Below are 24,283 nucleotides of genomic sequence, written 5' to 3' on the forward strand. Positions count from 1 at the left end.
CTGGTCATGGCGAACGCAGAGATCGGTGTCATCGGCGGTTCCGGCTTCTACTCGTTCCTCGACGACGTGACCGAGGTCCGGGTGGAGACGCCGTACGGGGAGCCCAGCGACTCCGTCTTCCTCGGTGAGGTCGCCGGCCGGCGGGTCGCCTTCCTGCCCCGGCACGGCCGCGGCCACCACCTCCCGCCGCACCGCATCAACTACCGGGCCAACCTGTGGGCGCTGCGCTCCGTCGGCGTGCGCCAGGTGATCGGGCCCTGCGCGGTGGGCGGGCTGCGCCCCGAGTACGGTCCGGGCACGCTGCTCGTGCCCGACCAGTTCGCCGACCGTACGAAGTCCAGGGAGCAGACCTACTTCGACGGACTGCCGCGGACCGACGGCACGGTGCCGAACGTCGTGCACGTCTCGATGGCCGACCCGTACTGCCCGGTGGGCCGCACGGCCGCGCTGAAGGCGGCGCGCGGGCGGGACTGGGACGCGGTGGACGGCGGCACTCTCGTCGTGGTGGAGGGTCCCCGCTTCTCGACCCGGGCCGAGTCGCTGTGGCACCAGGCGCAGGGCTGGTCGGTGGTGGGCATGACCGGTCACCCCGAGGCGGCGCTCGCCCGCGAACTGGAGCTCTGCTACACCTCGCTGACCCTGGTCACCGACCTGGACGCGGGCGCGGAGACCGGCGAGGGCGTCTCGCACGAGGAGGTGCTGCGGGTCTTCGCGGCCAATGTGGAACGGCTGCGGGGCGTTCTGTTCGACGCGGTGGCCGCGCTGCCCGCGACCGGGGAGCGGGACTGCCTGTGCGCCGGTGCGCTGGGCGGGATGGACCCGGGGTTCACGCTGCCGTAGCGGGCGGCGGCTTGCTCCTTCGGGTGAGGGAGTTGTCCACAACCGGCGGGTAGCACACGGGCTCCGGCGGGCGGCGGCGCGATGACTCATCGTGGGCGTGGCAAGCCGAAATCCCCGTCGCTGGTGGTGGTCCACATGTCCGTGCCGTCTTCGCCGTATGCGTCTCCGTCTTCGTCGTACGCGTCTCCGTCTTCGTCGTACGCGTCTCCGTCTTCGTCCCCGCCTGTGCCGTCGTCGCCCCCGCACTCTCCGCGCCTGCCTTCCTTTCCGTACGCGCCAGGCACGGACGCCCCGGCCACGTGTGAGGTGCCCCACTTCGCCCCGGTGCGCGTGCGTGGCGGGCGGTACGGGCTGCGCCGGCTCGTACGGCACCGGGGGCGCGCGGTGGCGGCCGGGCTCGCCGTGACCGCGGCCGCGCTCGTGGCGGCAGGTCCGCGGGACGCTCCGGACCCGCCTCGCGGCGGACCGGCCCGCGGGCAGCCGGCGCCGGCCGACGGAGCCGGTCGGGCCTCCGGTGGCCGCGGCGCGGACGAGGTGCGCATGGTGATCGCGCCCGTGCGCATCGCGGACGCGGCCACGGTCCGGCTGCTGCGCCCCGGCGACCGGGTCGACGTGATCGCCGCGGAGGATCCGGCGACGGGCGGGCAGGCCCGGGTGGTCGCGCACGGAGCCCGGGTGGCCAAGGTCCCGGAGCCCGTGGACGACGTGGCCGGGGGCGGGGCGCTGGTCGCGCTGTCGGTACCGCGCTCCACCGCGGCAGGGCTGGCCGGGGCGAGTGCGACGGCCAGGCTGGCGGTGACCCTGTGGTGAGCCGTAGGTTGCGGAGCTGTTCGTTCCGCACGTCGCAGTCGCATGTCCAAGGAGGAACCGCAGGTGAGCGACAAGAAGGACCCGAACCTCTGGCAGGGCTTCAAGGCCTTCCTGATGCGCGGGAACGTCGTCGATCTGGCAGTAGCGGTGGTCGTCGGCGCCGCCTTCACCAATATCGTCAACGCGGTGGTGAAGGGAGTGATCAGTCCGGTCGTCGGAGCGATCGGCACCAAGAACCTCGACCATTACTACTCGTGCCTGAGCGCCACCTGCGAGGGCGATCAGGGCATCCGGATCATGTGGGGTTCGGTCCTCGGCGCCGCGCTCCAGTTCCTGATCACGGCCGCGGTGGTCTACTTCCTGATGGTCCTGCCCATGGCGAAGTTCCTGGCCCGCCAGGAGGCACGGAAGCAGGCCAGGGAGGGCGCGGAGGCGACCGTGGAGGTGACCGAGCTGGAGGTGCTCAAGGAGATACGCGACGAGCTGGTCGCCGCCCGGCGCAACTCCGAATACGGCGAGCGGTAGCGTCCGCGCTCCTGCGAGCCCGCGCGCCTCAGAGGTGGTGGGGAGGCTTCTCGTCCAGGAAGCGCTTGAGGTCGGCCGCGGAGTCGCCTTCCCCGCGCTCGCCCCACCCGCGGTCGGTGTCGTCCGTGGACTGCTGGTTCAGCGGGTCGTCGAAGATCAGCGCGGCCTTCGGGGCACGCGGTTCGGGGGCGGGCTCGGGGGCGGTACTCATGCCTCAAGGGTACGGTCCGCGCCATGCGGCGTGACGTTCCATACGGGCGGGGAGACTGGCTCCCATGACAGTGGACGCTCTGACGGACGTCGAAGGCGTGCGCGTGGGACACGCGACGCGCACGGGCGGCGGCTGGCTCACCGGCACGACGGTCGTGCTCGCTCCGGAGGGCGGCGCCGTCGCCGCCGTGGAGGTGCGCGGCGGCGGCCCCGGGACCAAGGAGACCGACGCCCTGGACCCGCGCAACCTGGTGCGGACGGTGGAGGCGGTCGTCCTGACCGGCGGCAGCGCCTACGGGCTGGACGCCGCCTCGGGAGTGATGGCCTGGCTGGAGGAGCGCGGGCGTGGGGTCAGGGTCGGGCCCGATCCTTCGCACGTCGTACCGGTCGTACCCGCCGCCTGCGTGTTCGACCTGGGCCGCGGCGGTGACTTCCGGGCCCGGCCGGACGCGGCCACCGGGCGCGCCGCGGTCGAGAGCGCGGCGGCGAGCGAGGTGGGCGGGCGTGTGCCCGAGGGGTGCGTGGGCGCCGGGACCGGAGCGGCCGTCGGACCGCTCAAGGGAGGAGTGGGCACGGCGAGCACGGTGCTCGACTCGGGCGTCACGGTGGCCGCGCTGGTGGTGGCCAACGCGGTGGGATCGGCGGTCGATCCGGAAACGGGGGTGCTGTACGGGGAGTTGTTCCAGGGACCGGTGAAGTATCCCGACGCGCGGGTGCACGAGCGCGCGCGGCTGCGCCTCGCCGAGGCCGCCGCGAGGAACGTGCCACCCCCGCTGAACACCACCCTGGCGGTGGTCGCCACCGACGCGGACCTGACCAAGGCGCAGGCGCAGAAGCTGGCCGGCACGGCGCACGACGGCATCGCGCGCGCCGTACGTCCGGTGCACCTGCTCAACGACGGAGACACGGTGTTCGCGCTGGCGACCGGTGCGCGCCCGCTGGACCCCGGTGCCCCCCTCGCCCTGAACGAGATCCTCGCGGCGGGCGCGGACCAGGTGACCCGCGCGATCGTCCGCGCGGTGCGGGCCGCGGAGGCGGTGACCGGGCCGGGCGGGGAGTGGCCTGCCTACGAGGAGCTGTACGGCGCCCGTTGACCTTTTGCGGCGCCCGAAGTCCGGACCCTGCTTCACAACATGCTCTTGACCAGCGGATTTTGACGGAATTTCGGTTCCGGCGGGAACTTCTGGCGCGGGCCGGCCGTTTTCGTCATGGACGTTTTCTCGGATCGCGGACATGATGCTCGACCGAGGGGCTACGGTATGCACCCACAAGGTGACATGCAGCAACGCCGGGAGAAACCTTGAGCGTTCCGTACGAGACGACAGCGTACGAGCCACGCGAGTCGCCCGAGTCTCCGGAGGAGCACCTCGCGCGGCTCCTCGGCCGCGCCCTGAACTCCTTCGAGTTACCCGACGAGACCATACGGCGACTCGACTGCGCCCTGGCCTACGACGGTTCGTTGCACTCGGCGCACCACAGCGCCGGACTGCACCGGGAGACCTACCGGCACACCTGGTTGCTCGCCGACGGCTCCGCGCTCACCCTCTGGGAGCTGGTGCACAACACCGCGCCGGGCAGCGAGGTGCAGCACGAGGTGTACGACGACGAGGAGGAGCTGAGCACCGCAACCGCCCGGTTGCCACTCCCGCCGGACGCGCCGGAGTTCGAACTGCCGGTGCTGGTCCAGCTCTCGCCGCCGCCCCAGGCACGGCACTCGTACGCGTCCGACGACTCTGCCGACCACGCACGCCGTCTGCTGCGGCGCGCGGAGAACGCCGACCGGCCGGGCGCGGACGTCGCGTGCCTGCTGGCGGCAGCGTCCGGTCACCGGATCACCCAGGCCTTCGGCCGCCCCTGCCGCGCGGGCCGGGCCGGACTGTGCTTCTCGCTCTACGAGCACGCGTTCCTGCTGGACGGCGGCGTGGAGATCTCCCTGTGGGAGGTCGAGCACACGGCGACCCCCGACGGTCGCCACATGTGCGAGGTGTACGTGACGGAGGACGCGGCCCGCGGCGCGATGGAACGGCGCGCGGCGCAGATGTCCTAGAGCCCTTCCGCCGTAGAGCCCTTGAGCCCTTGAGCCCTTGAGCCCTTGAGCCCTTGAGCCCTTCAGCCGGTGACGATCGCCGGCTCGGCCGGGGTGAGCCTCAGCGGCCGTTGCCGAGTCGGCGCACCAGACCCGCGAAGGCGTCCTTCTCCTCCGAGGTCAGTTCGACGAACTCCCGGCCGGGTCCGGTACCGCGCTGGAGCGGGAGGCCCGGCCTCGGGGCGGACTGCTGTCGAGCGGTCTCGAGACGGGTGGCGCGCCGGATGCGGGCGAGCCCGATCAGGCAGGCGACGGTCAGCGCGGCGGGGACGGCCACACCAACCCACATCAGGGTCGAGACTTGCTGAGGCATGTGTTCCAGTAGACACCACGGTCCGGGACTTTGGCCCCGGACCGTGACGTATCTCGCAGGTGCCGTGAACAACTCACAGTGCACCAAAAGGACAAGGAGGCAAGGGGCGGATCAGGCCGCCACCGGCTGCTTCCGGTCGGCGTGCTCGGCCGACGCTCCCCCGCCCGCCTCGGCGGCACCCGCACCCGGCGTCGGCTTGCGCAGGGTCTTCAGGCCGACCACCAGGGCGGTGGTCACGCACACGCCCGCCGCGATGGCGATCAGGTAGAGGAACGGGTTGCCGATCAGCGGCACCACGAAGATGCCTCCGTGCGGGGCGCGCAGCGTGGCGCCGAAGACCATCGACAGGGCACCGGTGAGCGCGCCGCCGACCATCGACGACGGGATGACGCGCAGCGGGTCGGCCGCCGCGAAGGGGATGGCGCCCTCGGAGATGAAGGAGGCGCCCAGGACCCAGGCGGCCTTGCCGTTCTCCCGCTCGGTGCGGGTGAACAGCTTGCCGCGCACGGTCGTCGCCAGGGCCATCGCCAGCGGCGGGACCATGCCGGCCGCCATCACCGCGGCCATGATCTTCATGGCCGAGTCGCTGGGGTTGGAGACCGCGATACCGGCGGTGGCGAAGGTGTAGGCGACCTTGTTGACCGGACCGCCGAGGTCGAAGCACATCATCAGGCCGAGCAGCGCGCCGAGCAGGACGGCGTTGGTGCCTGTCAGCCCGTTCAGCCAGTCGGTCATGCCCTTCTGCGCGGTGGCGATGGGCTTGCCGATGACCACGAACATCAGGAACCCGACGACCGCCGAGGAGATCAGCGGGATCACCACCACCGGCATGATGCCGCGCAGGGCCGCCGGGATGCGCACCTTCTGGATCGCCATCACCACACCACCGGCGATCAGACCGGCCGCGAGACCGCCGAGGAAACCGGCGTTGATGGTGAGCGCGATCGAGCCGCCGACGAATCCGGGGACGAGGCCCGGGCGGTCCGCCATGCCGTAGGCGATGTAGCCGGCCAGCACCGGGACGAGGAAGGCGAAGGCCACGCCGCCGATCTGGAACAGCAGGGCGGCCCAGCTGTCGGCCTGGGTCCAGACGAAGTGGTCCATCACCGACGGCGCCTTGTTGATCTCGTAGCCGCCGATCGCGAACCCGAGGGCGATCAGCAGACCGCCCGCGGCCACGAAGGGAACCATGTAACTGACGCCGGACATGAGCCACTTGCGCAGCTTCGTACCGTAGCCCTCGCCCGGCTCGCCGCCCCGCTCGACCGGCGTGCCGCCGGGCGCGGGGGCCGTGCCGCTCACCTCGCCGCGCGCTGCCTTGGCGCGGACCTCGGTGATCAGTTCGCCGGGACGGTTGATGCCCGCCTTCACGCCGACGTCGATGACCGGCTTGCCGGCGAAGCGGTCCTTGTCGCGTACTGGGACGTCGTGGGCGAAGATCACGCCGTCGGCCGCCGCGATCACCGCCGGGTCGAGCCGGTCGAAGCCGGCCGAACCCTGGGTCTCGACGACCACCTCGACGCCCGCCTCGCGGCCGGCGTTCTCCAGCGACTCGGCCGCCATGTAGGTGTGCGCGATACCGGTGGGGCAGGAGGTGACGGCGACGATCCGGAACGGACGGTCGCCGGAAGCGCCGGCGGTACCGGAAGCGCCCGCCGCGGCGGCCGCGTCCGTGGCGGTCCCGTCCGATGCCGGGGTCGTGTCCGGGGTCGTGTCCGGTGCCGGGGTCGTGTCGGCCGCCACGGCGCCGGAGGAGGCCGCCCCCGGCGTCGCGGCGGTGTCTTCGGGGGCGTCCGTCGCCCGCGTGGAGGCGCCCTCGGCAGTCGCGGCGGCACCCTCGGCACCTGCCGTGGCCTCGCCGGGAGCCTCGTCCCCACGGATGAGCGCGGCAGCAGCAGCCGCGTCGTCCACCGAGCGCAGCGCGGAGGTGAACTCGTTGTTCATCAGCTGCCGGGCCAGCGAGGACAGGATCTTCAGATGGGCGTCGTCGGCGCCGGCCGGGGCCGCGATCAGGAAGATCAGGTCGGCGGGGCCGTCCGCCGCGCCGAAGTCGATCCCGGCCGCGCTGCGCCCGAAGGCGAGCGTCGGCTCGATGACGTGCTCGCTGCGGCAGTGCGGGATGCCGATGCCGCCGTCCAGGCCGGTCGGCATCTGCGCCTCACGGGCGGCCACGTCGGCGAGGAAGCCCTCCAGGTCGGTCACCCGTCCCTCGGCCACCATCCGTTCGGCGAGGGAGCGCGCCGCCGCTTGCTTGGTGTCGGCGGACAGGTCGAGGTCGACCAGGTCCGCGGTGATCATGTCGCTCATCGCGGGCTCCTTAGCGCGCGTATCGCCCGGTCACTGAGATGGGCGGGGGTGGGGACGGGGGAGGTGAGGGGAGAGTGGGGAGTGCGGGGAGAGTCGTCAGGGGTGCGGGCCGTGGGAGGCGTCGTACGGCACCGGATGCGGAGCGGGCGGCCGGTCATGTCACCGGCTCCGTCAGCGCGCGGTCCACCGGCACGTCCGGTGTGACGGTCACCGCCGCCGGGTCCAGGTCGGCGGGGGTCGGCATGAGGCTGCCCGGCAGCTGGACGGCGGCCGCGCCGTGGGCGACGGCGAGGGCGAGGGCCTCCGGACCGGTGCCGCCGGCGATCAGGAACCCGGCGAGGGAGGAGTCGCCGGCCCCGACGTTGCTGCGGACGGCGTCCACGCGCGCGCTGCCGAACCAGGCGCCCGCGTCGTCGACGAGCAGCTGTCCGTCGGCGCCCAGGCTCGCGAGCACGGTGCGCGCGCCGAGTCCGCGCAGTTCCTCAGCCGCCTTCACCGCGTCGCCGACCGTCGCCAGCGAGCGCCCGACGGCCTCGGCGAGTTCCGCGGCGTTCGGCTTGACCAGGTCCGGGCCCTCGCGCAGCGCCTCGAGCAACGCGGGCCCGGAGGTGTCCAGGGCGATGCGCACACCGGCCGCGTGCGCCTGCGCGACCAGGTCGGCGTACCAGCACGGTGCGAGTCCGCGCGGCAGGCTGCCGCAGCACGCGATCCAGTCGGCGCCGCGCGACTGCCGCCGCACGGTTTCCAGCAGCAACTCCTGCTCTTCCGCCGAGAGTTCAGGACCCGGTGCGTTGATCTTCGTCAGGACGCCGTCGGCCTCCGCGAGCGCGATGTTCGAGCGGGTGGCCCCGGCGACCGGCACCGGCGCGACGTCGATGCCCTGTGCGTCGAGCAGCTCCGCGACGAGTGCACCCGGTGCGCCGCCCAGGGGAAGGACGGCGACCGTGCGCTGCCCGGCGGCCGCGACGGCGCGCGAGACGTTCACGCCCTTGCCGCCCGGGTCCATGCGCTCGCCGGTTGCCCGGACGACCTGGCCGCGTTCGAGCGCGGGGACCTCGTAGGTGCGGTCCAGGGAGGGGTTGGGGGTGACGGTGACGATCATGCGCGTACTACTTCCGTGCCGCCGCGCTCGATGGCGGCCGCGTCTTCGGGACTCAATCCGCTGTCGGTGATCAGCAGGTCCACGTCGTCCAGACCGCCGAAGCGGGCGAAGTGCTCCTGGCCGTGCTTGGCGGAGTCGGCGAGCAGCACCACACGGCGGGCGGCGGCCATCGCCGCGCGCTTCACCGCGGCCTCGGCGAGGTCGGGGGTGGTCAGACCGTGTTCGGCGGAGAAGCCGTTGGCGGCGACGAACAGCACGTCGGCGCGGATCTCGCCGTAGGCCCGCAGCGCCCAGGCGTCCACGGCGGCACGCGTGCGGTTGCGCACCCGCCCGCCCACGAGGTGGAGCTGGAGACCGGGGTGGTCCGCGAGGCGGGCCGCGATCGGAAGGGAGTGCGTGACGACGGTGAGCGAGGCTTCCAGGGGCAGGGCGGCGGCCACACGGGCCACCGTCGTGCCGGCGTCGAGGATCAGCGTGCCCTCGGCCGGCAGTTCGGCCAGGGCCGCCCTGGCGATGCGGTCCTTCTCGTCGGCCGCGGTGGACTCGCGCTCGGTGAGGTCCGGCTCGAAGTCGAGACGGCCGGCCGGGATGGCGCCGCCGTGCACCCTGCGCAGCAGGCCCGCGCGGTCGAGGGCCTTCAGGTCGCGGCGGATCGTCTCCGCCGTCACCTGGAACTCCTCGGCGAGCGACACGACGTCCACGCGGCCGCCGTCCCGGGCGAGCCGGAGGATCTCCTGCTGCCGCTCCGGTGCGTACATGTCCGTCCGCCTCCGACTGATGCCCGAACTTGTGGTTTCTCCTCGGAGAGTACGCCGAGACGTCGGGGAAGTAAACAGGTTCGGGCATCGAACCGGGCATGAACGGACTTCCGGTTGCGTCCGGGTCACGGTGAGCCCCCGGCACCGCTCGTGCGCCGGACAGGCCCAGCGCCACCTGCACGCCGAGAGGCCCAATGCCACCCACACACGCCGAAGGGCCCGGCACCACTCGGGTGCCGGGCCCTCGGCCCTCGTTCGCGCAGGTCAGCCCACCAGCTCGCCCGCCCGCTCCGCCACCGCGGAACGCTCCCCGGCCTCCCCCGTCTCCCCGGCCTCCGCGGCGCCCTCCGCCTCCTGGCCCGGCCGCTTGGGCAGGGCCGACATCAGGACGAAGATGACGCCCAGCACCGCCGCCACCCACACCAGCGCGTGCTGGAAGGCGTTGACGAAGGCGGGGCCGACCTCGGCCGGGGTCAGACGGTCGCCGATGACCCCGAAGAAGACCACCGACACCAGGCCGAGCCCCAGCGCGTTGCCCATCTGCTGCACGGTGTTGATCAGCCCGGACGCCGAACCGGCGTGCTCGCGCGGGACCTCCGAGAGCACCGCGTCGGTCAGCGGCGCCACGATCAGGCCCATGCCCAGGCCCATGACGACCAGCGGAAGCGCCATCTGCCAGGGGGCGATGTGCAGGCCGTAGCGCTCGGACTCCGCGATGTAGAGCAGGACGCCGACCGCCATCACCAGCGCGCCCGCCTGGAGCACCTTGCGGCCGAAGCGCGGGACCAGCTTCTGCACGGAGACCCCGGCCGCGACGGACACGGCGATCGAGAACGGTACGCCCGTCAGGCCCGCCCGCAGCGGGCTCCAGCCCAGGCCGACCTGCATGTACAGCGTCCAGACCAGGAAGAACACGCCCAGCGCGACACCGAAGACGGTCTGCACCGCGATGCCCGCGGCGAAGCTCTTCACCCGGAACAGCGACAGTTCGATGAGCGGCGAGCCGTCCCGCGCCGCCTTGCTCCGCTCGTACGCCACCAGCGCCGCGAAGACCACCAGCGCGCCCGCCATCGAGAGGTACCCCCACAGCGGCCAGCCCAGCTCGCGGCCCCGGGTCAGCGGGTAGAGCAGCATCAGCAGGCCCAGGGTGACCAGGGCGGCCCCCACGAGGTCCAGCTTCAGTGCCCGGGGCGCCTTGGACTCGCTGATGAAACGGTTGCCGAGGACGAGGGCCAGGACGCCGACCGGCAGGTTGATCAGGAAGATCGGCCGCCACTCCAGCCCGAACAGGTTCCACTCGGTGAGCAGCGCGCCGAGCAGCGGGCCGGAGACCGCGCCCAGGCCGACGATCGCGCCGAACAGGCCGAAGACCTTGCCGCGTTCGTGCGCCGGGAAGGTGGCGTGCACGATCGACAGCACCTGCGGGACCATCATCGCCGCCATGGCGCCCTGCAGGATGCGGGCGGCGACCAGCATCTCGGGGTTCGCGGCGAAGCCGCACAGCGCGGAGGCGACGGTGAAGCCGGCGATACCGAGGAGGAACAGCCGCTTGCGGCCGTGGATGTCGCCGAGCCGGCCGCCGGTGATCAGACCGGCCGCGAAGGCGAGGGCGTACCCGGCGGTGATCCACTGGATCTGGCTGAAGGACGCGCCGGCGTCCCGCTGGATGGACGGAATCGCGATGTTGACGATCGTGACGTCCACGAGGTCCATGAAGGCCGCGGTCATCACGATCGCCAGGGCGAACCAGCGACGGCGGTCGGCGGGCGGGGCCGAGGCCGGCGTCGTGGTCGAGTTCGGGATCTGCGTCGGGACCGGGGCCGGGCCGTCGGCAGGGGTTTCGGTGGAGGACATGCCGCCACACTACGCAGGCGTTAGGTCAGATCATGTCCTAGTTCTACGGCATTCTCGTATGTATGACGACGGACACTCCGGCCCGGCTCCTCCAGCTCCTGTCCCTCCTCCAGACCCCCCGGGAGTGGCCCGGCGGTGAACTCGCCGAGCGGCTCAGGGTGTCCCGGCGCACGGTCCGGCGGGACATCGACCGGCTGCGTGAGCTGGGCTATCCGGTGCAGGCGACCAAGGGGGCCGACGGCGGCTACCGGCTGGTCGCGGGCAAGGCCATGCCGCCCCTCGTACTCGACGACGAGGAGGCGGTGGCGATCGCGGTCGGGCTGCGCGCGGGAGCCGGGCACGCGATCGAGGGCATGGACGAGGCGTCGGTACGGGCGCTGGCGAAGCTGGAGCAGGTGCTGCCGACCCGGCTGCGGCACCGCGTCTCCACACTTCAGGCCGCGACGACCCCGCTGACCAGCGGGGACGGGGCGAGTGTCGCCACGGAGACGCTCACCGTCATGGCCTCCGCGGTGGCGGGGTACGAGCGGCTGCGGTTCGCGTACCGGGCCGGCGACGGAGCCGTGTCGCGGCGGCTGACCGAGCCGTACCGGCTCGTGTCGACCGGCCGGCGCTGGTACCTCGTGGCGTACGACCTGGACCGGGCGGACTGGCGGACGTTCCGTGTCGACCGGGTGAGCGAGCCCTTCGCCACCGGTGCGCGGTTCACTCCGCGGGAACTGCCGGCCGGGAGCGCGGCCGAGTACCTCCGGCAGTCGGTGTACCAGCGCCAGGAGACCTACACGTTCACGGTGACCTTCACCGATCCGGCCGAGGCGGTCGCGGCGCGGCTGCCCGCGTGGCTCGGCCCGCTGGAGCCCCTCGACACGGGCGGGTGCCGGCTGCGGGCCACGGTCGGCGACAAGGTGGAGTGGCTCGCGGTGAGGCTGGCGATGCTGGGCTACGAGTTCACGGTGCTGGAACCCGATGAACTCGTGCAGTGCGTACGGCGGTTGGGCGCACGGCTGACGAGGGCCGGCGGGGGCGCCGCGGAGCAGAGGGAGGGCCGGGCGGCGCAACGGGATGGCGGGGCGGCCGTCTTGTCCTCCGGTCTCACGGAGGAGGTTCCGTAGGCCGGCTCGCGCCCACGCCCCTTCTCCGGACCGTGCCCGGGGAGGCAGAAGTGGAGCCGGGCTCCGACGCCCCGGGGGGAGAGGCGCCGAAACCCGGCTCTGGGAAGGTCCCGGCGCCGGGGGGGGAGTGCGTCGGGACGTGGCTCTGGACATCTGTGCGTCCCCGAGGGGGGACGGGCCCGGTCCGGTGGACGGAACCGTCCGGGAACCGAACTCCTGGGCTCGGAAAGGTTGTTCCCGTGCCCTCGCTGCTTCAAGCGACGGTACACGGCCATGTTTGCGCGCCCTTTCGTCACCCGGCGTACGCGGTCGCCCGGCGCACCGTCGGCCTCACGCGCCCGGTCTCACCACGCCCCGGCCAGGTTGCCCGCCCGGACAACCGTGAGCCGTGACGACAGCGCGGGCGCGTCCCTGGACGAATCCATGGCCGGATCCCGCTCGGAACAGCCTCACGCCGCCGCGTCGAAGCCGGTGTCGCGGGCCAGCTTCTTCAGCTCCAGCAGCGCGTGCTTCTCGATCTGGCGGATGCGTTCACGCGTCAGGCCGTGCTCCTTGCCGACCTCGGTCAGCGTACGCTCGCGGCCGTCCTCTATGCCGTACCGCATCTTGATGATCGAGGCCGTGCGCTGGTCGAGGCGGCCGATGAGGTCGTCGAGCTCCTCGCTGCGCAGCAGCGTCATGACCGACTGCTCCGGCGAGACGGCGGAGGTGTCCTCCAGCAGGTCCCCGAACTGGGTCTCACCCTCGTCGTCCACCGACATGTTCAGCGAGACCGGGTCGCGGGCCCAGTCGAGGACGTCCGAGACACGCTCGGGCGTCGAGCCGAGCTCCGCGGCTATCTCCGCGGGCTCCGGGTCGCGGCCGTGCTCGCGGTTGAACTCGCGCTGGACACGGCGGATGCGGCCCAGCTCCTCCACCAGGTGGACGGGCAGCCGGATGGTGCGGGACTGGTCGGCTATCGAGCGCGTGATCGCCTGGCGGATCCACCAGGTGGCGTAGGTCGAGAACTTGAAGCCCTTGCGGTAGTCGAACTTCTCCACCGCGCGCACCAGGCCCGCGTTGCCCTCCTGGACCAGGTCCAGCAGGGGCAGGCCGCTGCGCGGGTAGCGTCGGGCGACCGCGACGACCAGGCGCAGGTTGGAACGGATGAAGACGTCCTTGGCCCGCTCCCCCTGGGCCACCAGGGCCCGGAGCTCCTCGTCGGCGGCGTCCGCCTTCGTCCCTTCGTGCCCGTCGAGGATCTGCTGCGCGAACACACCCGCTTCGATGATCTGGGACAGCTCGACCTCCTTGGCGGCGTCGAGCAGCGGTGTACGCGCGATCTCGTCGAGATACATGCCGACCAGGTCGCGATCGGCGATCTCGCCGCCATGGGCGCGAACACTGCTTGCCGCGTTCGCCGTCTCGCCGGTGGCGGACTGACGACGGGCGACGGCACGGGTTGCCATGCGTGCTCCCTTGCGATGGTGGGTCAGCGGGTGGTCCTTCAGATGCTCGGCACCTGCCTCGGAACTCTCCTCGGGTGCCCGGCATCCGATGGAAACAACGACTGGAATCCGGACAGAATTCCCAACCCGCCCGCCAATTTTCTGATCATGCAGTACCCTGTCTCGCCACAGCCGTCGAACTCTGCCGCCGACGGCCGTGGAACCGCAGGTCAGGGCGGCGCCGAGGGGCGTCCCGGATCCTTCACGGACCCCGCCGGTCGCCCCGGATGCGAGACCCCACTCACACCGATGGCGCCACTTCAGGGAAGAGCGTCCTCTTCGACCACCTTCCACCCTGATGGACGAATCGCACTCGCGGAAGGTTGCCGCAAACCCGGACTCTCGGGAAAATCCAAGCCTCTCCACACCCTCGTCTTACGCAGCGGGGGCGCGCGTGTCTCAGCCGAACTGCACGGAACGCTTGGCCAGGCCCATCCAGAAGCCGTCGATCACGGTCCTCTGCGTACCCAGCTCGCCCCCGGCCTCCGCCGCACCCATGGTCACGAACAGCGGGGCGAAGTGCTCGGTGCGCGGGTGGGCGTACCGGCCGGCCGGGGCCTTGTCGAGGAAGTCCAGCAGGGCGTCCCAGTCGCGGGACTCCAGGGCACGCCGTCCCCAGTCGTCGAACTCGGCGGACCAGCTCGGCACCCCGGCGTGGCGCAGGGCGGCCAGGTTGTGGGTGAAGAAGCCGGAGCCGACGATCAGCACGCCCTCGTCGCGCAGCGGCGCCAGCCTGCGGCCGATGTCCATGAGCCTGACCGGGTCGAGGGTCGGCATGGAGACCTGGAGCACGGGGATGTCGGCGGCGGGGAACATCTCGACGAGCGGGACATAGGCGCCGTGGTCGAGGCCGCGGTCCGGGACGTCCTGCACGGGCATTCCGGGCGCGCGCAGCAACTTCCGCACGCTCTCGGCGAGTTCGGGTGCGCCGGGGGCGGCGTAGCGCACCCGGTAATAGTGCTCGGGGAAGCCCCAGAAGTCGTAGACGAGGGGGACCGTCTCGATGGCGCCGAGGGCCAGCGGGGCCTCCTCCCAGTGTGCGGAGACCACGAGGATCGCCTTGGGGCGGGGCAGCTCGGCGGACCAGGCGGCGAGCTGGCCGGGCCAGACCGGGTCGTCCGCGAGCGGCGGAGCACCGTGGCCGAGGTAGAGGGCGGGCATGCGCTCTCGGGTGGCAGCGGACATGATGGCGGCTCCCTGAAAGATGCTTGAAAACTAAAGCTCCAAGCCCCACGGTACGTCCGATTTGTTTAAACTTCAAGAAGCTGCTCGTACAGTGGACTCATGAACACGGCACCCGCTTCCGCCCCCGAGCCCGCACCCACGCCCCCCGACGCCGATGCCCACCGCTGGCTCACCGCCGAGGAGCAGGGCGTCTGGCTTTCCTACCGGCACGCCACCACCCTGCTCGAGGACCACCTCGACCGCCAGCTCCAGCGCGACGCGGGCATGCCGCACATCTATTACGGCCTCCTCGTCAAGCTCGCCGACGCCCCGCGGTACCGGCTGCGGATGACCGAACTGGCCATGGACGCCAAGATCACCCGCTCCCGCCTCTCCCACGCGATCGCCCGCCTGGAGAAGAACGGCTGGGTGCGCCGCGAGGACTGCCCCTCCGACAAGCGCGGCCAGTTCGCGGTCCTCACCGACCAGGGTCTCCAGGTGCTGCGCCGCACCGCGCCGGGTCATGTGACCGCCGTACGCCAGGCGCTCTTCGACCGTCTCACCCCGGAACAGCAGAAGTCCCTCGGCGAGATCATGCAGATCGTCGCCGAGGGACTCCAGCCGAACGAAGCGGGTGCGGACCTGCCCTGGCTCCGCTGAGGGGCGGAGAGGTACGGGACAGGTACGTGGTTTACGCCCCGGTGGGCGCCTCAGCAGGCTCTGAGCAGGCGCCTCATCGGGTGCCCCGGTGTCAGTGGACGATGACCGGCACCGCCGTCTCGTCCTCGGCGCCCGCGCCGGACCCGTCCCCGGACCCGGTCACCTTGGTGCCGCCCGGACGCCCCGCGTTGACGAGGGTCAGGGCGATCACGGCGGCCACGACCAGGATGCCGACGGCGAACCAGACCGCGCTGGTGTAGCCGTGCACCATGCTCTCCAACTGCACCAGCTGCTGCTGGGGCCTGGTGGCGGCACCCTTGATGTGGTCCTGGATGTACGAGGTCGTGGCCGAGGCCGCGATCGTGTTCAGCAGGGCCGTACCGATGGCGCCGCCCACCTGCTGGGAGGTGTTGACCATCGCGGAGGCGACACCCGCGTCACGCGGCTGGACACCCTGCGTGGCCAGGGACATGGCCGGCATGAACGCCGTACCCATGCCGAGGCCCAGCAGCAGCATCGCGGGCAGCAGCAGGGTGGCGTAGGAGGAGTCGAGCTCCAGCTGGGTCAGCAACAGCATGCCGGTGGCGGCGACCAGGAAGCCGGGGCCCATCAGCAGCCGCGGTGCCACCCGGGTCATCAGGCGGGTGCCGATCTGGGTGGAGCCGGTGATCATGCCGACGACCATCGGAAGGAAGGCGAAGCCGGTCCGCACCGGCGTGTACCCCCGCACGACCTGGAGGTAGTACGTCAGGAAGAGGAACAGGCCGAACATCCCGATGACCGCGAGGCCCAGCGACAGGTAGATCCCGCCGCGGTTGCGGTCGGTGACCACGCGCAGCGGCAGCAGCGGGGCCTTCACCCGCGACTCGACCAGCGCGAAGGTCAGCAGCAGAACCGCGGACGCGACGAACATCGAGACGGTCAGGGTGTCGCTCCAGCCCTCGGACTCGGCGCGGGTGAAGCCGTACACCAGGGAGACCAGGCCGAGGGTGGACAGCACCACGCCCGGGATGTCGAGCGGCGCGCGGTTGCGGCCGCCGGCCGGCTCGCGGATGACGAAGTAGGCGCCGGCCGCGGCGACGACCGCGAACGGGATGTTCACGAAGAACGTCCAGCGCCAGTCCAGGTACTCGGTGAGGAATCCGCCGAGGATCAGACCGACGGCGCCACCGCCACCGGCGATCGCGCCGTATATGCCGAACGCCTTGGCGCGCTCCTTGGCGTCGGTGAACGTCACCGCGAGCAGGGAAAGCGCGGCGGGCGCGAGCAGCGCGCCGAAGACGCCCTGCAGCGCGCGGGCGCCGAACATCATCGCGCCGGTGGTGGCCGCGCCGCCGAGCGCAGAGGCCGCCGCGAAGCCGGTCAGACCGGTCACGAAGGCCCGCTTGCGGCCCCAGAGGTCGGCGATACGGCCGCCGAAGAGCAGCAGTCCGCCGAAGGCGAGGGCGTAGGCCGTGACGACCCACTGCCGGTTGCCGTCGGAGATGCCCAGGTCGCGCTGGGCGGAGGGCAGCGCGATGTTCACGATGGTCGCGTCCAGCACGACCATCAGCTGGGCGAGCGCGATGAAGACGAGCGCCTTCCAGCGACTCGGATCACCGGACGCCTCCGGGACGCCGGGAGCCTTTGCGGCTGTTTCAGACATGGGTGTACCCACTTCGGGACTTCGTGACGGAAAAGACGGAGAGACAGAGAGAGGCAGGGAGAGGCAGGGAGGGACAGGAAGGCGAGAGGAGGAGAGAAGAGGAGAGAAGAGGCGAGAGGAGAAGAGTCGGGAAGTTACGGAAAGAGACTGGAACGGGCTGGAAAAGACGGAGAAAACGGCGTCGGAAGGTCGCGGCCGGCCTCACGGCCGACTCGGGTCCGGTTGCGCTTCCGGCCGGTCAGGACCGGCGGAGTTCCTCCAAGGTCGCGGTCGTACCCGGAAGGGCGGATCGGGCCGGGGCCCGCAGCCCGTCCAGGAACAGTTGCAGATGACGGTGCACGAAGCGGTCGATGCTGCCGCAGCCGGTGCCGGCCAGCGGCCGGGAGAGCTGGGCCACGGCGACCATCACGTCGCCGACGCCCACGTCGGGGCGCAGTTGCCCGGCCTCCTTGGCGCGGTCCATGACCTCCTCGACGAGGTGTTCGATCCTTTCACGGGCGGCTTCCAGGTCGGGGTGATGCCGGTCGAACGTGCTGGAGACCATCGGGCACAGCGCGCTGATCCGCTCGTCGGCGGAGGCGTGCACGAAGTGCTCCAGGGCGCCGAAGGCGTCACCCGTCTCCGCGAGCGCCCGCTCGGCCGCCCGCGCCGTGCGGTCCATGACGGAGCAGACGACCTCGCGTACGAGGGCGTCACGGTCCGGGAAGTTGCGGTACAGCGTGGCGTTGCCGACGCCGGCCCGGCGGGCGATCTCGTCGAGCGGCACCTCGGGGCCGTACTCGACGAACATCTCGCCGGCGGCGGTGACGATGCGCTCCCGGTTGCGCAGGGCATCGGCGCGAAGCCGGGTCGCCTTGCGGTGCTCGGGGTTCGCGGTCGTCGCGGCTTGCACGGTGCACTCCTCAAGTCGGTCGGTCGGCCACTCGGCCGACCCTTGCTCGCCCGCCCGCCGGTTGGTCGGTCGGCCGGTCGGCCCATCGATTGGCCGGTCGGTCATCCGACGGCCGGTGCGTCGGGCGGGGTTGCGATCCGGGGAGCGAGTCCCCGTTTCGCGCGGACACTCAGCCAAACGGGGAAGAGGTCCCCGGTTATTTCCGGACCGCCGCGAGTTTTCTCGTGACCTGAGTCACACCCGCCTGGGCGTACGCATTCGCACGACCGGGCGCCCCGTCGCACGTCCGGACCGCTCCAGCGCGCGCCGAACGCCCACGCGACACAGGGTGATCGCAAGGGTGCAGCCGGAAACCGGTGGCTGCCTGGCGCGAAAGGTGAACGCATGCAGGCGCAGCCACCCCGCCGCCGTATAGGCCCGATACCCAAGCGCCGTGCGGTCGCCATGGCCTCCGTCACGGCGCTGATCCTCGCGGTCGGCACCTCGGCGGGAACCGGTCACCTCACGGCAGGCGGCACGGCGCCCGACACCGGAACGTCCGCGCTGGCCCGCTCCCCCGCCCTGACCCCCTGCATGATCAGCGGAGCCTCTTCGGTCCAGATGTCGGAGGGCGTCCCCACCACCGGCGGCTACGCCCGCTCCCTCGGTACCGTCCACGCCCTGACCCTGATGATCGACTTCTCCGACTCGCCCGGCGAGGACGACGCGCTCGACCGCTTCCACGAGTTCTTCCCGCAGACCCAGGAGTGGTTCCACACCGCCTCCTACGGCCGCCTCGACTACCGCGCGGAGGCCCCGATCACCCGGTGGCTGCGCATGCCGAAACCGTTCAAGGACTACGGCCTGGAGCGCGGCGCCCCGTTCGACCCCGGCTACCGCCAGCTGATCAAGGACATAGTCGCGGCCGCCGGCCCGACGGTGGACTTCCGGGACTACGACCTGATCAACGTCCTCATGACCCCGAACGCGGGTCCCTCCGCCCTGGACACGGTCCTGTCGGTGACCTTCGCCGGCAACTCGGACGCTCCCGTCGCCAACGGCGTCGCGATGGCCAACGTCTCCTTCATCTACTCCCGCCAGGACGACGGCTCCGGCTCCTTCGAGAGCACCGGCTTCCGTGTCCTGCCCCACGAGAACGGCCATGTCTTCGGACTGCCCGACCTCTACACCCAGGAGGGCGGGGGGGCGGTCGGCCACTGGGACATCATGAGCGAGGACTGGGGCGCCAACAACGATCTGCTCGGCTGGCACAAGTGGAAGCTGGGCTGGCTGGACGCCTCCCAGGTGAGCTGCGCGTCCAAGAAGGGCTCCACCGAGTACACCCTCACCCCGCTGGGCCGCGTGGGCGGCCACAAACTGGTCTTCGTCCCCCTCGACGGACGGACCGGTTACGCCCTCGAACTGCGCACTCTCTCGGGCAACGACGAGGACGTGTGCCGGCCGGGCATCCTGGTCTACAAGGTCGACGCCGAGGTCGACACCGGGCAGGGCCCGATCACGGTCCGCGACTCCCACCCCAACTCCGGCGGCTGCACCCACAGCCCCAACGTCGAGGCGGAGCTCTCCGACGCGCCCTTCGCGCCGGGCGAGTCCTTCAAGGACCCCAAGGCACATCTCCGCGTCGACGTGGTCTCGGCCGACCACGCGGGGAACTACCGGATACGGGTCACCCGGCAGTGACGCGCGGACGCGGACGGAGCGGACGGGGGCGGAGCGGACGCAACCGTACGGGCGCAAACCGTACGGGCGCGGTCGGCGCGGACCTGGAGCATACGCGCGCGCGAACCACGCGGACGCGGCCGCCGCGGACCTGAACCGTTCGCACGCGAACCCCGCGGACGCGCGAACGGACTACCGTGGGCCGCCGTAGGCCTGCTGCGACCACCGCCGTACCGGAGAACCGAACCGATGCCCGCGAACACCACGACGGATCCGGAGGCCCATGAGGCCGCCGGCGCCGACGACGCCCGCACCGGGCCCTCCACGCCAGGCGCGCACCCGGCCGCATCCCCCGCCGGACCGGCCGCCGCACCCGCCGAAGCCGTGACCCCCCTGATGCGGGGCGTGGCCGTGCTGCGGGAGCTGACGCGGGCCGGAGGCGCGCTGAGCCCCAGCGCCCTGGAACGCGCCACGGGCCTCGCCCGCTCGACGGTGGACCGCATCACGGCGACGCTCGCCCGGATGGGATACGCGCGCCTCGACGGCCGGGACGTCGTCCTCACCCCCCGCCTGATGGAACTGGGCAACGCCTACCTGGCCTCCCTGCGCCTGCCGGCCCTGCTCGGCGCGCGCGCCGACGCGCTCGCCGACGAACTGGACGAGTCGGTGTCCCTGGCGGTCGGCGACCGCGACGGAATCCGCTTCATCCACCAGGCGACCCGCCGCCGCGCGATGTCGTTGAGCTTCCGTATCGGCGACCTGCTCCCGGCCGAACGCACCGCGCCGGGCGCCCTGTTCGCCACCGAGTGGACGGACGAGGACTGGCACCGCTGGCACGAGCGCCGCTCGGCGGACCCGGAGGACCGGAACTTCCCGGCGGTACCGCAACGCGCCCCCGGCCCGGACGACTTCGAGGAGCGAACCACTCAAGCGGGCCGCGAGGGCTGGTCGTTGGACGACCAGCTGATCGAACCGGGCCTGGTCGCGGTCTCCGTGCCGGTACGGAACCCCGCCGACGGCCGGATCGCGTGCGTGGCGAGCGTGGTGAGCCACACCAGCCGCCACTCGGCTCATGATCTGCGCACGACGCTGCTGCCCCGTCTGCGGAAGACGGTCGCGGCCATGGAACGGGACCTGCGCGAGGCCCCGCCTCCGGCGTCCGTGCCGCCGCCGTCGGGCCTGGCGACCTGGACGGCCGCCTCGAAACAGGAACTGGGCCGCGACTTCGTCGAATCCCTGGCCCGCGGACTGACGGTCCTGACGGCCTTCGACGAGGGCCGACCCGCCCTGACCCTGACCGAGGTCGCGAAGGCCACGGGCCTGGCCAGGGCGACGGCCCGCAGGGCGCTGATCACCTACGAGCACCTGGGCCTGGTGAGCCAGTCCAAGGGCACCCGCACGTTCACGCTCACCCCCCGAGTCCTGTCCCTTGGCTTCCCGCCGCTCTCCCGCGCCACCCTGTCCGGGATCGCCCAGCCGCATCTGGAGGACCTGGCGGCCCGGGTGCACGAGACGACGTCACTCGCCGTACTGACGCCGTCCGGCGAGGAGATCCAGTACACGGCCCGCGCCACCACGAGCCGCATCATGAGCGTCGACATCACGGTCGGCGCCCGCCTCCCGGCCCGCGCGACGTCCCTGGGCCGAGCCCTCCTGACAGGCCACAGCCACGCCCTGTCCGACGAGGAACTGGAACAGGGCGTTCGCTCGATCGCCGTCCCCCTCCACGACCGCGCGGGCCGAGCGGTCGCCGCGACGAACATCGCCTTCCACGCGGCCCGCCACACCCGCGAGGAATGCGTCGAGCACCTCCTCCCCGCCCTGACCCGCACCGCCCACCACATGGAGGAGGACCTCCACATGGCCTCACGCTTCACCCGTGTCGCCCTGACCTGACTCCCCACCGCCCCAATCCGGTACGCTGACGCCTGTGGCCCACGGGACCACGATCCGCCTTCGTAGCTCAGGGGATAGAGCACCGCTCTCCTAAAGCGGGTGTCGCAGGTTCGAATCCTGCCGGGGGCACAGACAGAAGGGCCAGCTCAGGAGGGATTTCCTCCCAGACTGGCCCTTCGGCGTTTCAGGGGGCGTGCCACAGACGTGCCACTACGGGCCCGCAGGGTCCTTCTCGGAGGGGGTGGAGGCCACTCCCCCACTGCCCCGAATCATGGCGCCGAGCCGGTCGGCGATGGCCCGGTCCCGGTCGATGGTCATGTGCTGATAGATCAGCGCGGCCCGGGAGCTGCTGTGTCCCATGCGCGTCATCAACTCTCGCGTGCTGGCCCCGGCCGTAGAGGCCAGCGTGTTGCCCGTGTGCCGCAGGTCGTGGAAGTGCAGCTCGGCCGTGACGCCCGCAGCCTTCCTGGCTCTGACCCAGTCGTCCCGGAAGTTGCTCCGCCGCAACTGCTCGCCCTGGGGCCCGACGAAGACGTGACCGTCACGGCCGGGAGCGGCGAACTGCTCCAGGTGGCGCGTCACCTCGTCGAGCAGCTCGGCCGGGAAGGAGACGGCCCGTACCCCGGCCGCTGACTTCGGCGCCTTGTCGAAGAGCCGGCCGGTCTGCATTTCCGCCTGCGCGCGGCGGACCGTGACAGTGAGCGACTCCAGGTCGATGTCCCTGCGTCGGAGGGCCGCCAGTTCACCGAAGCGCAGGGTGGTGAAGGCCGCCAGGAGCACGAGCAGCCGGAAGCGCGGCCCGATCGCGTCAGCGATGGCGAAGACCTCAGGCACCGTGAGAACCGGCCGCTCAGGCACGTCGTAGCGGTCTGCGCCCTTGATCCGGCAGGGGTTGCGCCGGATCAGCTCGTCGTCCACGGCCGTGTTCATCAGAGCCCGCAGCAGTTGGTACGCCTTGACCGCGGTCGGCTCACCGATGCCAGCCGCGATGAGCTTGCCGCGCCAGCCGCGCACCTGGGCCGTCGTCACGTCGGCCACGCTCCCGACCCCGAAGGTGGGCAGGACGTGCAGCCGCATCACCGACTCGTTCCGCTCACGGGTGCGATCGGCGAGTTTCCGGTCCCGCAGCCAAGCAGTGGCGTACTCCTCGAAGTTCACCGCCCCGGCGTCCCGGTCCGACCACTGCCCGCGCCCGATGTCCGACTCGATGTGCCTCAGGGCGACTTGGGCGTCGCTCTTGGTCGGGTAGGTCTTCTCCGCCGGACGCAGTTGCCCCGTCTCCGGGTCCCGGTACCGGACCTGCCAACGGCCGGACGGAAGCTGCCGGACCGAACCGAAGTCCCTGCGTCTCCCCTTCTTGTTGGCCATCAGGCAGCCCTCCGCAGGGAGCTGCGCCGACGGCCGATCGGCTGCACCGTATTGGCGTCGATGAAGGCGTTCAGTGCGCTCTCCGGGATGCGGACGTGTCGGCCGACCTTGACGAACACGATGCGTCGCTCGGCGATCAGGCGGCGCGGGAAGCGTTCCGTGGTGCAGAGGAGTTCGGCCACCTGCGCCACGGTCAGGTAGCGGTCAGCCATGGGTGGGCTCTCCTTCCGTTCCAGGAGCGGGTTCGAGGGATTGGGCAAGCCAGGCTTCGGCGTCGGTGAGGCCGGTTCCGGCGTAGACCCAGTGCGCGAGGACGAGGGTCGTGTCCGGGTCGGTCTCGGTCGCTGCCAGAGCCTGTGCGCGGCGCCATTCGGCGCGGGCGTCGCGGAGGGCGCCGAGGGTGGTGGAGTAGCGGCGGGACTTGGTGGAGAAGTGGCCGCGGAAGCCGAGCATGTGGGCCCAGGCCCGCAGGCGGAGGTGTTCGAGGTCCTTGCGGGCACCGAGCGTCCAGGCGGTGCGGATGAGGCGGCGGGCGTGGTCGCTGATCTCGAGCTGAGCGAGCTCGGCGAGGAACTTCAGCGGCCGGTCCAGGGCTCCCGTGGCGGTCTCAGCACCCTTGGTGACGTACTTGGCGATGTACGCGGCAACGGCCCGCTCGCTCAGCTCTTCGCCGCCGTCGAAGTCGGCGGAGCGGATGGTGCGGACGTCGAGCTGGCGGCCGAAGGCTAACGCATGGGCGCGGCCGTCGATGACCGGGCCGTCCACGCGAGCGGCGGCAGCGGCGGCCCGGATGGCGTCGGTCAGCAGCTCGGCGGTGGCCCAGGCGGGAGGCGGGGTGTCGCCGCCCTCGGGGCCGTCGATGCGGATGACGGCGTGGAAGTGGACGGCCCCGCGCTTCTGGTACTCGGCGACCTTGGCGAAGGACACCCGGGCGTACTCACGGAAGGCCCGTTGCGTAAGGCCGGCGCGCTTGGCGACCTCCCGGCGCAGATAGATCGGGAAGCGCCGCCACAGCGGACCGGCGTGCGCGTTCCAGAGCACGGCCGCTTCGTAGTCGTAGAAGGCGGGCGGCGCGGATCTGCTGTGGCGGGTCCGCGCCGCCCGCCTTCGCGGCCCGCCACAGGTCGAGGCCGCAAAAGCCCCGGTCGGCGAGCACAAGCATGCCCTTCGTCAGCGCGGGAAACAGCCGCTGGGCCAGGACGGTCTCGTGGACCTTGAGCGCTCCGACCTCGGCCGCGAACACGGCATGGGTGCCGCACTCGGCCAGGGCCACCGCCCTCGCCTGCGGATACGCACTGCGGCCCTGCCCGCGACTGGTACCGGGACGCCCGAAAAACTGGGCGTTCGCCGCGGTGTCCGGAACATCGAAGACTGTGCCGTCCACCGCGACCAGCCGCCACCCCCGGTACCAGGCGCCTTGCGTCCGCGCGACCGCCACCGGCCGGCACACCCGGGCGAACAGGGCCCGCAACGGCTCCGGCCCAAGCCGCAACCGGGCCCGCCCAATCGCCGCCGTCGTAGGCACCCGCCAGCTGGTCGCCCACCGGCCTTCACGCTCCAGCCCCTGAACCAGAAGCCGGGCCACCTCTTCATAG

General features: G+C 71.8%; 21 protein-coding genes, 1 tRNA gene and 2 pseudogenes. 10 read left to right on the forward strand and 14 right to left on the reverse strand.

Annotated features, from left to right (window positions below):
• Positions 1 to 6 precede the first annotated feature (6 nt).
• The 3 genes from CG719_RS26035 (at position 7) to mscL (ending at position 2,175) form a co-directional block, all read left to right on the forward strand.
• Entirely contained in the window at positions 7 to 840 is an 834-nt protein-coding gene (locus tag CG719_RS26035) for an S-methyl-5'-thioadenosine phosphorylase (protein ID WP_100571146.1), read from the forward strand.
• A 135-nt stretch (positions 841 to 975) separates the two neighbouring features.
• Complete coding sequence (locus CG719_RS26040; protein WP_234375762.1) at positions 976 to 1,650, forward strand: hypothetical protein; 675 nt, start codon at positions 976 to 978, stop codon at positions 1,648 to 1,650.
• Between the two features lie 63 nt (positions 1,651 to 1,713).
• Positions 1,714 to 2,175, forward strand: coding sequence for a large conductance mechanosensitive channel protein MscL (mscL, locus tag CG719_RS26045; RefSeq protein ID WP_199836782.1), 462 nt, complete (start codon positions 1,714 to 1,716; stop codon positions 2,173 to 2,175).
• Between the two features lie 28 nt (positions 2,176 to 2,203).
• On the opposite strand, the gene CG719_RS26050 is transcribed toward mscL, so the two are convergent.
• The gene (locus CG719_RS26050; RefSeq protein WP_100571110.1) at positions 2,204 to 2,386 is read right to left on the reverse strand and encodes a hypothetical protein; all 183 of its coding nucleotides are present in this window, start codon (positions 2,384 to 2,386) and stop codon (positions 2,204 to 2,206) included.
• A gap of 64 nt (positions 2,387 to 2,450) precedes the next feature.
• Here CG719_RS26050 and CG719_RS26055 point away from each other — a divergent pair, with 64 nt between their 5' ends.
• Positions 2,451 to 3,479, forward strand: coding sequence for a P1 family peptidase (locus tag CG719_RS26055; RefSeq protein WP_100571111.1), 1,029 nt, complete (start codon positions 2,451 to 2,453; stop codon positions 3,477 to 3,479).
• A gap of 206 nt (positions 3,480 to 3,685) precedes the next feature.
• Positions 3,686 to 4,432: a DUF6227 family protein gene (locus CG719_RS26060; RefSeq protein WP_100571112.1), complete on the forward strand. Its 747-nt coding sequence runs from the start codon at positions 3,686 to 3,688 to the stop codon at positions 4,430 to 4,432.
• A 100-nt stretch (positions 4,433 to 4,532) separates the two neighbouring features.
• On the opposite strand, the gene CG719_RS26065 is transcribed toward CG719_RS26060, so the two are convergent.
• The 5 genes from CG719_RS26065 to CG719_RS26085 all read right to left on the reverse strand — a co-directional run bounded on the left by CG719_RS26065 (position 4,533) and on the right by CG719_RS26085 (position 10,805).
• The gene (locus CG719_RS26065; RefSeq protein WP_100571113.1) at positions 4,533 to 4,784 is read right to left on the reverse strand and encodes a hypothetical protein; all 252 of its coding nucleotides are present in this window, start codon (positions 4,782 to 4,784) and stop codon (positions 4,533 to 4,535) included.
• A 111-nt stretch (positions 4,785 to 4,895) separates the two neighbouring features.
• A complete protein-coding gene (locus tag CG719_RS26070; RefSeq protein ID WP_100571114.1) occupies positions 4,896 to 7,091 on the reverse strand; it encodes a PTS fructose transporter subunit IIABC in 2,196 nt (731 codons plus the stop codon).
• Positions 7,092 to 7,245: 154 nt separating this feature from the next.
• Positions 7,246 to 8,193 (reverse strand): 1-phosphofructokinase, encoded by a 948-nt coding sequence (gene pfkB, locus CG719_RS26075; RefSeq protein ID WP_100571115.1) that lies wholly within the window; start codon positions 8,191 to 8,193, stop codon positions 7,246 to 7,248.
• On the reverse strand, positions 8,190 to 8,951 hold the full coding sequence (locus CG719_RS26080) for a DeoR/GlpR family DNA-binding transcription regulator (protein ID WP_100571116.1): 762 nt from the start codon (positions 8,949 to 8,951) through the stop codon (positions 8,190 to 8,192). The genes pfkB and CG719_RS26080 overlap by 4 nt, the downstream gene beginning before the upstream one ends.
• A 264-nt stretch (positions 8,952 to 9,215) precedes the next feature.
• Entirely contained in the window at positions 9,216 to 10,805 is a 1,590-nt protein-coding gene (locus CG719_RS26085; RefSeq protein WP_234375763.1) for an MFS transporter, read from the reverse strand.
• Positions 10,806 to 10,867: 62 nt separating this feature from the next.
• Here CG719_RS26085 and CG719_RS26090 point away from each other — a divergent pair, with 62 nt between their 5' ends.
• Positions 10,868 to 11,917 carry a helix-turn-helix transcriptional regulator gene (locus tag CG719_RS26090; RefSeq protein ID WP_100571117.1) on the forward strand — a complete coding sequence of 350 codons (1,050 nt, stop codon included), beginning with the start codon at positions 10,868 to 10,870 and terminating at the stop codon, positions 11,915 to 11,917.
• Between the two features lie 449 nt (positions 11,918 to 12,366).
• Here CG719_RS26090 and CG719_RS26095 read toward each other — a convergent pair whose 3' ends face one another.
• Together CG719_RS26095 and CG719_RS26100 are read right to left on the reverse strand one after the other, a co-directional pair.
• Complete coding sequence (locus CG719_RS26095) at positions 12,367 to 13,365, reverse strand: sigma-70 family RNA polymerase sigma factor (protein ID WP_100571118.1); 999 nt, start codon at positions 13,363 to 13,365, stop codon at positions 12,367 to 12,369.
• Between the two features lie 438 nt (positions 13,366 to 13,803).
• On the reverse strand, positions 13,804 to 14,589 hold the full coding sequence (locus tag CG719_RS26100) for a dioxygenase family protein (RefSeq protein WP_100571119.1): 786 nt from the start codon (positions 14,587 to 14,589) through the stop codon (positions 13,804 to 13,806).
• A 99-nt stretch (positions 14,590 to 14,688) separates the two neighbouring features.
• Here CG719_RS26100 and CG719_RS26105 point away from each other — a divergent pair, with 99 nt between their 5' ends.
• Positions 14,689 to 15,228: a MarR family winged helix-turn-helix transcriptional regulator gene (locus CG719_RS26105; RefSeq protein ID WP_100571120.1), complete on the forward strand. Its 540-nt coding sequence runs from the start codon at positions 14,689 to 14,691 to the stop codon at positions 15,226 to 15,228.
• A gap of 91 nt (positions 15,229 to 15,319) precedes the next feature.
• Here CG719_RS26105 and CG719_RS26110 read toward each other — a convergent pair whose 3' ends face one another.
• Together CG719_RS26110 and CG719_RS26115 are read right to left on the reverse strand one after the other, a co-directional pair.
• Positions 15,320 to 16,873 (reverse strand): MFS transporter, encoded by a 1,554-nt coding sequence (locus CG719_RS26110; protein ID WP_100571121.1) that lies wholly within the window; start codon positions 16,871 to 16,873, stop codon positions 15,320 to 15,322.
• A 238-nt stretch (positions 16,874 to 17,111) separates the two neighbouring features.
• Positions 17,112 to 17,765, reverse strand: a complete 654-nt coding sequence (locus CG719_RS26115; protein ID WP_234375764.1) for a TetR/AcrR family transcriptional regulator — start codon at positions 17,763 to 17,765, stop codon at positions 17,112 to 17,114.
• Between the two features lie 384 nt (positions 17,766 to 18,149).
• Here CG719_RS26115 and CG719_RS26120 point away from each other — a divergent pair, with 384 nt between their 5' ends.
• From CG719_RS26120 to CG719_RS26130, 3 genes are all read left to right on the forward strand, one after another.
• Complete coding sequence (locus CG719_RS26120) at positions 18,150 to 19,445, forward strand: M6 family metalloprotease domain-containing protein (RefSeq protein ID WP_100571123.1); 1,296 nt, start codon at positions 18,150 to 18,152, stop codon at positions 19,443 to 19,445.
• Positions 19,446 to 19,673: 228 nt separating this feature from the next.
• Entirely contained in the window at positions 19,674 to 21,320 is a 1,647-nt protein-coding gene (locus CG719_RS26125) for an IclR family transcriptional regulator domain-containing protein (protein WP_100571124.1), read from the forward strand.
• A gap of 56 nt (positions 21,321 to 21,376) precedes the next feature.
• A tRNA-Arg gene (locus CG719_RS26130) sits at positions 21,377 to 21,449 on the forward strand.
• 81 nt (positions 21,450 to 21,530) lie between these two features.
• On the opposite strand, the gene CG719_RS26135 is transcribed toward CG719_RS26130, so the two are convergent.
• The 4 genes and pseudogenes from CG719_RS26135 to CG719_RS26150 all read right to left on the reverse strand — a co-directional run.
• Positions 21,531 to 22,688: a tyrosine-type recombinase/integrase gene (locus CG719_RS26135; RefSeq protein ID WP_100571125.1), complete on the reverse strand. Its 1,158-nt coding sequence runs from the start codon at positions 22,686 to 22,688 to the stop codon at positions 21,531 to 21,533.
• On the reverse strand, positions 22,688 to 22,900 hold the full coding sequence (locus CG719_RS26140; protein WP_100571126.1) for an excisionase family DNA-binding protein: 213 nt from the start codon (positions 22,898 to 22,900) through the stop codon (positions 22,688 to 22,690). The genes CG719_RS26135 and CG719_RS26140 overlap by 1 nt, the downstream gene beginning before the upstream one ends.
• Positions 22,893 to 23,756 (reverse strand): annotated as a pseudogene (locus CG719_RS26145) (replication initiator); the annotation flags it as partial. The pseudogene CG719_RS26145 and the gene CG719_RS26140, both read right to left, overlap by 8 nt.
• Before the next feature lie 79 nt (positions 23,757 to 23,835).
• A pseudogene (locus tag CG719_RS26150) lies at positions 23,836 to 24,273 on the reverse strand (transposase domain-containing protein); the annotation flags it as partial.
• Between the last annotated feature and the right edge of the window lie 10 nt (positions 24,274 to 24,283).

The sequence above is a fragment of the Streptomyces sp. CB01373 genome, assembly GCF_002803075.1.
GTDB lineage: Bacteria > Actinomycetota > Actinomycetes > Streptomycetales > Streptomycetaceae > Streptomyces.